The organism is Gallionella capsiferriformans ES-2 (assembly GCF_000145255.1).
GTDB classification, from domain to species: domain Bacteria; phylum Pseudomonadota; class Gammaproteobacteria; order Burkholderiales; family Gallionellaceae; genus Gallionella; species Gallionella capsiferriformans.
Genome location: NC_014394.1, coordinates 2,564,873 through 2,577,947, shown reverse-complemented (window position 1 = coordinate 2,577,947; position 13,075 = coordinate 2,564,873). Strand labels below are relative to the sequence as shown.

Below are 13,075 nucleotides of genomic sequence, written 5' to 3'. Positions count from 1 at the left end.
ATGCTTGATTATGAAACGCTTAAATTGATCTGGTGGTTGCTGGTAGGTGTTTTGCTGGTGGGCTTCGCAGTGATGGACGGGCATGACATGGGAATGGGCACGCTACTGCCTTTTGTCGCCAGAACCGACAGCGAGCGCCGCGTATTGATCAATAGCGTGGCGCCGCACTGGGACGGCAATCAGGTTTGGTTTGTCACGGCGGGCGGCGCGATTTTCGCCGCTTGGCCGCTGGTCTATGCGACCGCCTTTTCGGGGCTGTATTTCGCGCTGATGGCGGTATTGTGGGCGATGTTTTTCCGTCCGGTGGGCTTTGATTACCGCAGTAAAGTGGCCGATCCGCGCTGGCGCGCTGGCTGGGATTGGGGAATTTTCGTCGGCTCTGCGGTGCCGGCCTTGCTGTTTGGCGTTGCTTTCGGAAACGTTTTGCAGGGCGTCCCCTTTTACTACGAGGACAACATGCGCTCCATTTACACCGGCACCTTTTGGGCCTTGCTCAATCCCTTCGCGTTATGGTCGGGTGTACTCAGCCTGAGCATGTTTGCTTTTCACGGTGCCAATTACCTGATTGTGCGTACCGAAGGTGAGATCCAGCAGCGTGCCCGTCGTGCCTCGCTGCTATTCGGCGCACTGATGGTAGTGGTATTTGCGCTGTGCGGGCTGTTGATCATGGGTATGCAGGGCTACACCCTGATTTCCGGCCCAGAAACGGGGGCGGTGCAGAGTCCGACGGGTAAGGTGGTGGAAATGCAGGCGGGTGCATGGCTTGCCAATTTCAATAAGCTGCCCTGGTTGTGGGTCTTTCCGGCGCTGGGTTTTACGGCGGCGCTGGGCGGCATGGGATTCGCATCGAAGTTGAAGGGCGTGATGGCGTTCATCTCCAGTTCGGTGGCGATGCTGGCGGTGATTTTCACCGCCGGGGTCGCCATGTTTCCCTTTGTACTGCCTTCGAGCTCCATGCCATCCCATGGTCTGACCGTCTGGGATTGTGTCTCCAGCCAGCGTACCCTGAGCCTGATGTTCTGGGTGGCGCTGATCATGACCCCCATCGTTATTGTCTACACTGGCTGGGCTTACCGGATCATGCGCGGCAAGATCACCGTCGCGCACATCGAAGCCAACGATCACTCTGTCTATTAGAAAGGAAATATCATGTGGTACTTCGCTTGGGTTCTAGGCGTGTCTGCCGCTGTCATGTTCGCTGTGCTCAATGCGATGTGGTATGAGGCGCAGGAGTGTGCCCAGATCCGCGGGCATGATCGAGCAGGCCTGCACTCACTGCGTTAGGAAACAATCGTCGAGTCGATCGAAACCATCCGCTTCGCGAGATGGCTTTTCAGCATGAATCATAAGCTCAGGGCCTATATTGAGATACGCATGCGTGTTGGTTAAAAATGAAAAAACTGCTTATTCACATTGATTCTAAAGTGGCCTTGTACTGGCGGAATCTACTGGTAATGCTTGCCTTGCTCTGGGCGATGCCAGTCATGGCGCAAGCGGATGAGGTCTGGATTAAGGAAAAGACGGGTAATCAGCCTCAAGTACAGCTTTATTTTTTCTGGTCGCTCACATGCCCTCACTGTCTGGAAGCGCGGCCTTTCGTCGAGGCAATTCCGGCTGGACGCCCTTGGATATCGCTGCATACTCTGGAAGTGACGCGCCACCCTGAGCATGCACGGCAATACGAAACGATGGCAGCGCAAATGGGGCAGCAAGCGGTTTCGGTTCCGGCCCTGCTGTTCTGCGGCGAGATGCATGTTGGCTGGGACGATGCGCAAACCACGGGGGGCGACATCTTGCGCCGTCTCGATGCCTGCCACGATGGTGTACCTGCGGGCAACGTCGCACCCGCTACTGGCGTCTCCCTTCCCGTGCTGGGCGAGATCGATCAGCGGCATTTTTCCCTGCCGTTGCTGACCATCGCCATTGCCGGACTGGATGCCTTCAACCCCTGCGCCTTCTTCGTGTTGTTGTTCCTGCTGTCACTGCTGGTGCACCAGAAGAGCCGTAAACGCATGCTCGCCATCGGTGGAATCTTCGTGTTGTGCTCCGGGCTGATGTATTTCGCCTTCATGGCAGCCTGGTTGAACCTATTCCAGTTGCTCGGAAATCTCGTCTGGGTGACGCTGGCCGCCGGCGTACTGGCGGTGTTTGTCGGTATCGTCAATATTAAGGACTTCTTCGTCTTCGAAAAAGGAATTACCTTGTCTATCCCGGAATCGCGCAAGCCTGACATCTATCGCCGCGCTCGTGCCATTATCGGCGCCGGCAATTTTCCGGCGATGCTCGCCGCAACGGTATTTTTGGCAATTGCCGCCAATTTCTACGAACTGCTGTGCACGGCCGGTTTCCCCATGGTCTATACCCGTTTGCTGACGCTGAACGAATTGTCGCCCGCCGGACGCTATCTGTATCTGGCTCTGTACAATTTCATCTACGTGATTCCGCTGGCGCTGATCGTGCTGGTTTTCACATATGGCATGGGCGCACGCAAGCTGACGGAACGGGAAGGAAGGCTGTTGAAGCTGTTGTCCGGCACCATGATGCTGGAGTTGGGGGCATTGCTGCTGCTCGCCCCGGAACGTTTAAACAATATGGCGATGACTCTCAGCCTGCTTGGTGTGGCTGTGCTCATCACGTTGATTGTCGCGCGTCTGAGCGGAAAAAAGATATGAGCCGGCCGTCAAGTAAGCGGTTTGACTAATGCTTGGATGCCAATAATAGCAGTCTGCGAAAACGCGTTTATTAACACATCAATTGCCTGAGTGCGGGGAAAGCTTTTACGCCATGCTAAAGCGATGCGCCGCGAGGGTATCGGTGCAGCAAAAGGAATCACTTTGAGCAAAGGGCTGTGATAGCGCGGGCCGTTCGCCGATGCCGGTAACACGGTAATGCCCAAACCGGACGCAACCATATTGCGTATGGTTTCCAGTGAAGTGCCCTTTTTAGTATTCACTCCTTTGCGGTTGAGCTCAGGGCACACTTCTGCTACCTGATTGCTGAAGCAGTGGCCGGAATCGAGCAGCAGCACGTTTTCTCCGGCCAACTCTTGAGCGTGAATGCTGTGTCGAGCGGCCCAGGCGTGTTTGCTATGTACGACGACCTCGAACGCTTCGTCATACAGTGCATGGGTGAGAATGCCAGAATCACCAAAGGGTAGGGCAATCACTATGACGTCCAGCATGCCGTTACGCAGCAGAACCTCCAAATTGGCCGTAATATTTTCTTCAATTTCCAGCGAGAGTTCAGGGGCGATTGCTTGCAGAGCGGGAATTAAATCGGGCAACAAATAGGGGGCAACGCTGTGAATAATGCCGATACGCAACGGCACAGCGAGCTGATTGCTGCCTTGTTTGGCCATTTCGCGAAGACGCTCCGCTTCTTCCAATACGCGCTGCGCCTGTTCAATAATGGTATTGCCGATCGCCGTCATCGTGATTTCGCTCTTGCCGCGCTCAAAAATCTTTAGCCCCAACTCTTCTTCGAGCTTTTGTATCGCCAGTGACAGCGCGGGCTGGCTGATAAAAGATTTTTCTGCAGCGCGGCGAAAATTCCGCTCTTGCGCGACAGCGACAATAAAACGCAGTTCATTCAGTGTCATGATTCCTCCAGTGTGATTTGAATAGTAAATCAGCTTTGCTAAAACAATCAATTGGATTTATGGCTGTGCAAGGCATACATTGCAGACGTGGGCAGCAACACCTTTTCAATTCAACAGGAGAACAACATGCAACGACCTGAAATTAAAACGAGGGCTAATCTTGAGGCCGCCTTTGCCGGTGAATCTATGGCACATGCCAAGTATCGCTACTTCGCCAAAATTGCACGCGCGGAAGGACATGAAGAGGTTGCACGTGTTTTTGAAGAAACCGCCGCGCAGGAAGTGCAGCACGCAATGGGGCATCTTGATTTGCTTTATCCCAAAGCCGAAATGAGCACGGCGCGCTGCTTACAAATGGCCATCGAAGGCGAGACTTACGAATACAGTGAAATGTACCCCGGCTTCCTCAAAACCGCACAGCAAGAAGGTCATGCCGCTGCCATAGGCGAAATTAAGCAACAGATCGATGAATCGAAAGAGCACGCTGAAATTTTTAAAGCGACATTGGAGAAAGCAGCCAAGCGATTCGCGGCGTTGGCCAAAGTAGAAGAGCGCCACGCCAATCAGTACAGCGCCGTTTTGGCAAAAATTGCTTAACGTATATAAAGGAGAACACCATGAAAGTTTGGCAATGTGTCGTTTGCGGTTTTGTTTATAACGAAGTGGAGGGTTTGCCCAATGAGGGCATCCCGCCGGGTACTGCGTGGCAAGACATTCCTGAAGACTGGGCGTGTCCCGATTGCGGGGTCGCGAAAGCTGATTTTGAAATGATCGAGGTTTAGAAGGTCACTATCCATTATTTTTCGCTGGCCGAAGGTTATGGATCAGTCCGCCTCTTACTAAAAAGGAGAACATCATGAGCAAAGTTAATAACAACAAGCCGTTGCCAATCAATATAGGCCTGTCTGAAAAAGACCGGCAAAAAATTGCCGGCGGGCTGTCTCGAATGCTGGCTGACACCTATACCCTGTATCTTAAGACGCATAATTTTCATTGGAATGTGACAGGGCCGATGTTTCAAACTTTGCATCAGATGTTTATGGCGCAATATAACGAAAGTTGGCTGGCGGTTGACTCGCTCGCAGAACGTATCCGCGTCTTAGGCTACCCCGCTCCCGGTAGCTATAAAGAATTTGCCGGGCTAACAACGATTAAGGAAAGCGAGGGTGTGCCGAATGCAAGAGAAATGATCTGTCAGTTAGTCGAAGGTCAGGAAGCGGTGGTGCGCACAGCACGAGCGGTGTTTCCTCTTGCCGAAAAAGCAGGCGATCAGGCTACTGCCGACTTGCTGACTCAACGCATGATGATCCATGAACAAAATGCGTGGATGCTGCGCAGTCTGCTAGAAGAATAAGGGGGATTATTGTGAAGCCCATTGTCGTGATAGGAAGCGGGCTGGCCGCCTATGCCGTGATCCGCGAACTGCGCAAACTCAATCGAGAAATTCCGGTCACTTTGGTGTCTCGCGATAATGCCGACAGCTATTCCAAACCCATGTTGTCGAATGCGTTTGCACAGAAAAAAGATGCAGCCAGTCTGGTGCTAACGCCTGCGGCTGGCATGGCGCAGCAGCTTGGCATTAACGTGCTTGCGAATACTGAGGTGCGCGCTATTCATCGCGATAAAAAACAATTGGATACCACTTCGGGCATTGTTGAGTACGACAAACTGGTGCTGGCGTTGGGTGCGGACCCGATCCGCATTCCGCTCAAAGGCAACGCGGCAGAATCCGTATTATCAGTGAACGACCTGTCAGATTACGCCAGACTGCGCGATGAACTGGACACGGCAAAATCGATCGCCATCATGGGGGGCGGCCTTATTGGCTGTGAATTCGCCAATGATCTCGCCTCTACCGGGTATGCGGTCACCGTGATCGATCCAAGTCTCTATCCACTCGCCAGTCTGATGCCGGAGCAGGCAGGAGCACAACTCCTCGAACCGCTGGCCCGGCTTGGCGTAAGCTGGCGTTTCGGTACTGCGGTGGAAAGCATCGACTCCATGGGCGCAGGCAAGAGCCTCACCCTCACTGATGCGACGATCATCCATGCCGATCTGGTGTTATCCGCCATCGGCTTGCGTCCGCGCATTCAACTAGCAAAAGAGGCCGGCATCGTTGTTAACCGCGGGATTGCGGTAGATGATCAGTTGCGTACCAATGACGATGCGATATTTGCGCTGGGCGATTGCGCCGAAATAGAAGGCCGGGTGTTGCCATTTGTGCTGCCTATCATGCATGCAGGACGTGCGCTGGCAAAAATTCTCAGCAACGAAAATGCACGAGTCGAGTTTCCTGCCATGCCGGTCGTGATTAAAACCCCCGCGCATCCTATTGTGGTATCGCCCGTGGCGCGTGATGCCGTTGGTGCATGGCAAACCTTGGCTTCCGGCAATGGGGTGAAGATGGGATTTTTCAATAATGCAAACAGGATGCTCGGATTTGTGCTCACGGGTGAATATGCACTGGAGCGCAACGAAATGACAAAAAAACTGGCTATGGGCTAAGCGCGGCGGTGATCTTGCGTCTTGATTTCCGGAATTCATAAGCGAGCGCTCTGGTGGCGCAGATTGTGGCAGGTCTATTCCAGACGTTCAGCTAAAATGGGATGGGCGTTGTGCTATTCATTGAGCATAGGCTGCCATGAGGAGTAGAATCAGCGCTTGTTGGCAAAAATGAGGCAAGCCAAAATTCCGGATGGACGCATTTAGTATTTTACCGATCGATGTTGTGTGCACAGTGATCTTGCTGTGGATAGCCCAAGGCCTGCTTGGACTGGCATTGCAACGTGCGCCGCAGGTCATTTGTCGCGTGATTTTCCCGCTAAGCGCGTGTATTTCATTGCTGCTGGCTGCAACCGGTTTGTCGGCGCTGGGCGGCGTCGCCAATATCGCGGTGTTGCCGCTGGGACTGCCTGATCTGCCGATCCACTTGCGCCTTGACGCACTCTCCTCGTTTTTCCTGATATTGCTGGGCGGCGCCTCCTTCGGTATTTCGTTGTATTCAGCCGGATATTTCAAGAGAACACGCGGCCGTGTGCTGGGGTTGTTGTGTCTGGAATATCACCTGTTTCTGGCCAGCATGGCGCTTGTGCTGCTGGCCGATGATGCCTATCTTTTCATGGTGGCGTGGGAGACCATGGCGCTGTCTTCCTATTTTCTGGTCACGACCGATCATGCGATTCCAGATATCCGGCGTGCCGGTTTTTTATATCTGCTGATCGCACATGTCGGGGCGGTGGCGATTCTGCTGAGCTTTGGCGTGATGCAGGCGGGACACGGCATCGGTGCGTATACTTTTGGCGCAATGCGCGAGGTCACCTTGTCGGGTTTCTGGTCGTCAGTCGCCTTTTTGCTGGCGCTGGCGGGTTTCGGCGCCAAGGCGGGCGTGCTGCCCATGCATGTCTGGTTACCGGAAGCGCATCCTGCCGCGCCGTCTCCGGTATCGGCACTGATGAGCGGCGTGATGCTCAAGATGGCAATCTACGGACTCTTGCGCGTCACCTTCGATCTTTTGGGCACGCAACTGTGGTGGTGGGGCGTCTTGGCGCTGGGTCTGGGGTTGATTACCGCCGTGTTCGGCGTGATGTTCGCCGCAGTTCAGGGTGATATGAAACGCCTGCTCGCCTATTCGTCGATTGAAAACATCGGGCTGCTGATGGTCGGCATCGGCCTTACGCTGATTTTTCATGTGTATGGCAAGCATACGCTGGCGGCACTGGCGCTGACGGCAACGCTGTATCACAGCATGAACCACGCGTTTTTCAAGAGTCTGCTGTTTATCGGCACAGGTTCAATTTTGCATGCGACCGGCGAGCGCAATATGGGGCAGTTAGGCGGTCTGATTCACCCCATGCCGTGGGTTTCAGTGCTGATGCTGGTCGGCGTGCTGGCCATATCGGGTCTGCCGCCGCTCAACGGGTTTGTCTCCGAGTGGCTGCTGTTGCAGGCTTTTTTGCTCTCACCGGGACTGCCTAACAGCTACGTTAATATGCTGGTGCCGGTCGCGGCCGCGGGCATTGTGCTGGCCGCAGCACTGTCAGCCTATGTGATGGTGAAATTCTACGGCGTGATTTTTCTGGGGCAGCGCCGCGAGAACGCGCATAAAGTGGCGCATGATGCGGACTATTGGGAGCGCGCGGGGCTGCTTTGGCTGGCCGCGGGTTGTGTGCTGCTGGGCCTGGCGCCCGTCTTCGTGATCCAGCAGATCGATGCCGTGTCGCAGTTGCTGCTGGGTGCGCATCTGGGCAATGCCAGTGCCAACTGGATGTTCCTGGCCCCCGTCGATACGCACCGGGCAAGTTACGGCCCGCTCTATTTCCTGCTGGCGGTGCTGGGCGTGATGCTGCTCACCGTCCTCTTGGTGCGGCGCCTGTATCACGGCAGGTCTAAGCGAGGCCCCGCCTGGGACTGTGGTTATCCTCTGCAGACCGCGCGCATGCAGGATAGCGCCGAAGGATTCGGGCAGCCGATCAGGCGTATCTTCGAACCCTTCTTCAAAATCGAGAACGAAGTGCCGACGCCGTTCGATACGGAGCCGAAATATCACGGGGTCAGTGAAGATAAACTCTGGTATTTGCTGTATCTGCCGTTAAAAGCGCTGACTGAAAAACTCTCCGGCTGGGTCTCCCTGTTGCAGCACGGGCGTATCCATCTGTATCTGGCGTATACCTTCGTGACGCTGATCGTGCTGCTGGTGTTCGTGTGATGAGAAATCCGGAACAAATTTTAGGCATCATTTTTCAGCTCACCCAGTTGCTGCTGGTGGTGCTGGCAGCCCCCCTCTTAACCGGTTGGGTCGGTCAGTGTCAGGCGTGGCTGCAAAATCGCAGCGGTGCCGGCCTGTTGCAGCCCTACCGGGTACTCAATAAGCTGTTTCACAAGGATGCCGTGATCGCCGACAACGCCTCATGGTTGTTCCGCATCACGCCCTACATCGTCTTCGGCTGCATGTGGCTGGCGGCCGCCATCATCCCCATCATCGCGGTTGATTTACCGTTTTCCCGCGCGGCCGATGTGATCGCCTTAGTCGGCGTGTTCGCGCTGGCGCGGATGTTTATTGCGCTGGCCGCAATGGATATCGGCACTTCGTTCGGCAGCATGGGCGCACGGCGCGAGATGCTGGTCTCATTCTTAGCCGAACCCGCCTTGCTGATGGTGCTGTTTACCGCCTCGCTGATCAGTCAGTCGACGCAACTGACGCACATCGTCGCGACCTTCGCCCATCATCAATTCATTCTGTACCCCAGTTTAGCGTTTGCCGGCATCGCTTTCGTGATGATCCTACTGGCCGAGAATGCGCGTATTCCTGTGGATAACCCCAGTACCCATCTGGAGCTGACGATGATACACGAGGCGATGATACTGGAATATTCGGCGCGCCATCTGGCGCTGATCGAATGGGCGAGCAGCCTGAAACTGTTCGCCTATCTGAGCGTCGGCATCGCCTTATTCCTGCCGCACGGCATGATCGAAGTGGGCAACTGGGCAGGCCTGCCGTGGGCACTGGGATTGCTGTGTGGCAAGATGCTGCTAGCCGGGGCGGGGCTGGCGCTGCTCGAAGCCTTGATGGCCAAGATGCGCATTTTTCGTGCACCCGAATTTCTGGGAACGGCCTTTTTGCTGGGGGTGCTCGGCCTCTTGATTCACTTTTTGCTGGGAGCTTAAATGCAGATCCCGCTGATATTGCAATTCGTCAACCTGCTCGCCTCCTTGATGTTGCTGGTGGTGTTCGCGATGCTCGCCCAGCGCCGCATTCTTTCCTTGATCAATCTGTTCGCTTGGCAGGGCGGGATTCTGGCGCTCAGCACCTTCGTGGTGGCCTATTCGACCGCACAACATCATCTGTATTATTCGGCCGGACTGACATTAATCCTCAAGGTGCTGCTGCTGCCGTGGCTGTTACACAGGCTGATCCGCAAGCTCAATGTCAGATGGGACGTGGAGACGCTGATCAACATCCCGACGACTATGTTAGTGGGCATCGGGCTGGTGATTTTTTCCTTCAATCTGGCAGCGCCGATCTCGCAGCTCTCCGAAGGGATTACGCGCGGGCTGATCGGCATCGCGCTGGCCTCCGTGCTGCTGTCCTTGCTGATGATGCTGACGCGGCGCAAGGCGGTCTCTCAGGTGGTCGCGTTTCTGTCATTGGAAAACAGCCTGTTCTTTGCCGCAACCAGCGCAACGCAGGGCATGCCTTTGGTGGTCGAATTCGGCATCGCACTGGATGTGCTGGTGGCGACGTTTATTTTCGGGATTTTCTTCTTCCAGATAAGGGAGACCTTCGAGAGTCTGGATATCACGCACATGGAGAAGCTCAAAGATGACAACTCCTGACAATCTACTACGCAATTCAATAGCGGCGTTGCGAGGTGCTCGCTTCTCGTCTACCCATTGGGTATGCCTCGTTCGCTGCGCTCCGTGCATCTTGCTCTTGACTCGCTCGCTACGATTTTCAGGTCGTGTCAAATGATTGAGCTGCAACTATTGGCCTTGCTGGTGATGCCTCTGACAGGCGGCATCGTGCTGGCGGTATTCGGCGCACGCGCTTGGGCTGCCGAACTCAATTCGGTGATGAGCGGCTGCACCTTTGCCGCCTCCGTTCTACTGAGCATCGCAGTGATCGATTCGGGCCCGCAGACCGCTTTTAACGAGCAGTTTTTCATCGATCAGTTCAATGTGTTTCTGGTGGCACTGACCGCTTTTGTCGCTTTCACAACCTCCTTGTTTTCGCGCCCCTACATGCGCATCGAGCAGCATCACGGCAAACTCTCGACCTCGATGCTGCATTTGTATTACAGCATGTACCAGCTGTTTACCTTCACGATGCTGGTCGCGCTGACCACCAACAACATGGGCATCATCTGGGTGGCGATGGAGGCGGCCACCTTAACCACCGTTCTCTTGGTCAGTCTGTACCGCACGCCGGCGAGCTTAGAGGCCGCGTGGAAATACTTTATCCTGTGCGGCGTCGGCATCGCGCTGGCCCTGTTTGGCACCATCCTGTTGTATTTCGCCGCTGAGCGCGTCATCGGCGATGGCGGCACCGCCTTGCTGTGGACGCATCTCAATGAGGTCAAAGGATCGCTCGAACCCACGGTGTTGAAACTGGCCTTCGTGTTCTTGCTGGTAGGTTACGGCACCAAGATTGGCCTTGTGCCGCTGCACAGTTGGTTGCCGGACGCGCATGCGGAAGGACCGACGCCAGTGTCCGCCGTGCTGTCCGGTCTGCTGCTCAACGTCGCGCTGTGCGCGGTGATGCGCAGCAAGGTGCTGGTGGACGGATCGCTTGGCAATCACTTCGCCGGCAATCTGATGATGGGTTTCGGCCTGCTCTCGGTGGTGGTGGCCGCGCTGTTTTTGTCGCGCCAAAAAGACATCAAACGCATGTTCGCCTATTCTTCAATCGAGCACATGGGGCTGATCACGTTCGCTTTCGGTATGGGCGGCAAGGTGGCCACGTTTGCCGCACTGTTGCACATGACGATGCATTCACTGACCAAATCGGCGATTTTCTTTGCGGTGGGGCACGCGGTGCAAAAATCCGGCACCCAGCAGATGGATCGCATCCGCGGCCTGATGCAGGTGAGTCCGACGGTCGGATGGGGGCTGATGTTGGGCACGCTGGCGATACTCGGCATGCCGCCATTCGGTGTGTTTGCCAGCGAATTTTTGATCATCACCACCGCGATGCACGAGTATCCGTGGACCACGCCCTTTTTGCTGGTTGCGTTGGGGATCGCGTTTGCCGCGATTTTCGGCCGCGTGCAGCCTATGGTGTTGGGTCAGGCAACCGTCAAACCGCTGCCGCATACGCCCGCGCTGCTGCCGGTTTTTATCCACCTGCTGCTGGTGCTAATCCTAGGGCTGTATATGCCCGCCTATTTAGCGAACTGGTATCGTCAGGCTGCCGCCCTGTTGAGTTAATGCTATGAACAACCTTCATCCCAATCTGCAACTGATACCGTTCCCGACCGCGATTCCCGCCTGGCAGGCGCAGATTGTGGCGGGCGATTTGCAGCTGATTTGCCACAAGGTGAGCGAGTCGGGCGGTCGGCTGGTGGCGATCTGGGGGCGCGACAGGCGGGAGGCGGGGTTTATGCTGCACGTGCTGTTGCTTACCCAAACGGGGTTGTTGTGCTTGAACCTGCAACTGCCTGACACAGCGCCCGGCTATCCCGACATCAGCCGTATTTTCCCGTCCGCCAATCGCATGCAACGCGCCGTGTACGATTTGCTGGGAATGACCGCACTACAGGCCGCCGATCAGCGCCGCTGGTTGCGCCATGCCGCATGGGCGTCTGATAGCTTCCCGTTGCGCAAGGATTTCGATGCGCAGGCCGCGCTGCGTTCAGATCAGGATGACTATCCGTTTGTGCGCGTCGAAGGGCAGGGCGTGCATGAAATACCGGTGGGCCCCGTGCATGCGGGCATCATCGAACCGGGACATTTTCGTTTTTCCGTGGTCGGTGAAAAAGTGCTGCGCCTCGAAGAGCGCTTGGGCTATACCCATAAGGGAATTGAAAAGCGCTTTGAAAGCAGGTCGTTGTCGCAGGGTGCAAAGCTCGCAGGACGGGTGAGCGGCGACAGTACGGTCGCCTACGCGTGGGCCTATGCGATGGCGGCGGAGTGTATCGCGGACAAGACGCCGCCCGATCGCGCCTTGTGGCTGCGCGCGCTGTTTCTGGAGCGGGAACGCATTGCCAATCATCTGGGCGATCTGGGGTATCTGGGCAATGATGTCGCCTTTTCGTTCGGTTTCGCGCAGTTCTGGATTTTGAAGGAGCAGGTGCTGCGCCACAATGCGGCGCTGTTCGGTCATCGCTATCTGATGGATGTGGTCGTGCCAGGTGGTGTGAGTGCAGACCTCGACGAGGCGGGGAAAAAAGTGCTGATCGACGAATGCACGATGCTGGAGCATGAGGTGCGGCTGTTGCGCCGACTCTACGAAGAACACGCCGGCGTGCAGGATCGCTTTATCGGCACGGGGCGCGTTGCGCCCAAGCTGGCGGCACAACTGGGAGTGTGCGGGCTTGCCGGGCGTGCCAGTTCGCAGGCGTGGGATATGCGCGCGCAGTTCGCCTGTGCGCCTTACGATATGCTGGATGTGCAGATGGCCACGCATCAGAACGGCGATGTGGCGGCTAGGGTTAACGTGCGCTTCGATGAATTGCTGGAGTCGCTTCGTTTGCAGCGCGAGATTATGGCTAATTTACTGGGTGCCGGCGATTTGGCGTATCCGCTCACCTCGCTGCCGGCGAATGGATTTGGGATCGGCATGGTCGAGGGCTGGCGCGGCGAGGTGATGGTCGCGATTCATACCGATGCAGCGGGCAATCTCGACCGTGTGCATCCGCACGACCCTTCGTGGCAAAACTGGCCTGTGCTCGAACACGCGATCATCGGCAACATCGTGCCGGATTTTCCGCTCATCAATAAATCGTTCAACCTGAGCTATTCAGGCTGCGATCTGTAGAGGAA

At 55.9% G+C, this 13,075-nt stretch carries 13 protein-coding genes; 12 read left to right on the top strand and 1 reads right to left on the bottom strand.

Translation table 11 applies throughout. The features are described from left to right. The 3 genes from cydB (at position 1) to GALF_RS11900 (ending at position 2,672) form a co-directional block, all read left to right on the top strand. Positions 1-1,137 carry a cytochrome d ubiquinol oxidase subunit II gene (cydB, locus tag GALF_RS11910; RefSeq protein ID WP_013294317.1) on the top strand — a complete coding sequence of 379 codons (1,137 nt, stop codon included), beginning with the start codon at positions 1-3 and terminating at the stop codon, positions 1,135-1,137. Positions 1,138-1,149: 12 nt separating this feature from the next. Beyond that, entirely contained in the window at positions 1,150-1,284 is a 135-nt protein-coding gene (gene cydX, locus GALF_RS15395) for a cytochrome bd-I oxidase subunit CydX (RefSeq protein ID WP_013294316.1), read from the top strand. 107 nt (positions 1,285-1,391) lie between these two features. After that, entirely contained in the window at positions 1,392-2,672 is a 1,281-nt protein-coding gene (locus GALF_RS11900; protein ID WP_013294315.1) for a thioredoxin domain-containing protein, read from the top strand. Between the two features lie 8 nt (positions 2,673-2,680). On the opposite strand, the gene GALF_RS11895 is transcribed toward GALF_RS11900, so the two are convergent. Beyond that, on the bottom strand, positions 2,681-3,598 hold the full coding sequence (locus GALF_RS11895; RefSeq protein WP_013294314.1) for a hydrogen peroxide-inducible genes activator: 918 nt from the start codon (positions 3,596-3,598) through the stop codon (positions 2,681-2,683). Positions 3,599-3,649: 51 nt separating this feature from the next. Here GALF_RS11895 and GALF_RS11890 point away from each other — a divergent pair, with 51 nt between their 5' ends. The 9 genes from GALF_RS11890 to GALF_RS11850 all read left to right on the top strand — a co-directional run bounded on the left by GALF_RS11890 (position 3,650) and on the right by GALF_RS11850 (position 13,070). Next, the gene (locus GALF_RS11890; protein WP_223293700.1) at positions 3,650-4,195 is read left to right on the top strand and encodes a rubrerythrin family protein; all 546 of its coding nucleotides are present in this window, start codon (positions 3,650-3,652) and stop codon (positions 4,193-4,195) included. A gap of 20 nt (positions 4,196-4,215) precedes the next feature. Further along, positions 4,216-4,380, top strand: coding sequence for a rubredoxin (locus tag GALF_RS11885; RefSeq protein WP_013294312.1), 165 nt, complete (start codon positions 4,216-4,218; stop codon positions 4,378-4,380). A gap of 74 nt (positions 4,381-4,454) precedes the next feature. Further along, entirely contained in the window at positions 4,455-4,952 is a 498-nt protein-coding gene (locus tag GALF_RS11880) for a Dps family protein (protein ID WP_013294311.1), read from the top strand. 11 nt (positions 4,953-4,963) lie between these two features. Next, positions 4,964-6,103: an FAD-dependent oxidoreductase gene (locus GALF_RS11875; protein ID WP_013294310.1), complete on the top strand. Its 1,140-nt coding sequence runs from the start codon at positions 4,964-4,966 to the stop codon at positions 6,101-6,103. A 190-nt stretch (positions 6,104-6,293) separates the two neighbouring features. Then, entirely contained in the window at positions 6,294-8,303 is a 2,010-nt protein-coding gene (hyfB, locus tag GALF_RS11870; RefSeq protein WP_013294309.1) for a hydrogenase 4 subunit B, read from the top strand. Further along, positions 8,303-9,262, top strand: a complete 960-nt coding sequence (locus tag GALF_RS11865; protein WP_013294308.1) for a respiratory chain complex I subunit 1 family protein — start codon at positions 8,303-8,305, stop codon at positions 9,260-9,262. Before hyfB ends, GALF_RS11865 begins: the two co-directional genes overlap by 1 nt. Then, positions 9,263-9,931, top strand: a complete 669-nt coding sequence (locus tag GALF_RS11860; RefSeq protein ID WP_013294307.1) for a formate hydrogenlyase — start codon at positions 9,263-9,265, stop codon at positions 9,929-9,931. It begins immediately after the preceding gene. A 132-nt stretch (positions 9,932-10,063) separates the two neighbouring features. Continuing rightward, positions 10,064-11,521: a hydrogenase 4 subunit F gene (locus GALF_RS11855; protein WP_013294306.1), complete on the top strand. Its 1,458-nt coding sequence runs from the start codon at positions 10,064-10,066 to the stop codon at positions 11,519-11,521. Between the two features lie 4 nt (positions 11,522-11,525). After that, on the top strand, positions 11,526-13,070 hold the full coding sequence (locus tag GALF_RS11850) for a hydrogenase large subunit (RefSeq protein WP_013294305.1): 1,545 nt from the start codon (positions 11,526-11,528) through the stop codon (positions 13,068-13,070). Positions 13,071-13,075 lie beyond the last annotated feature (5 nt).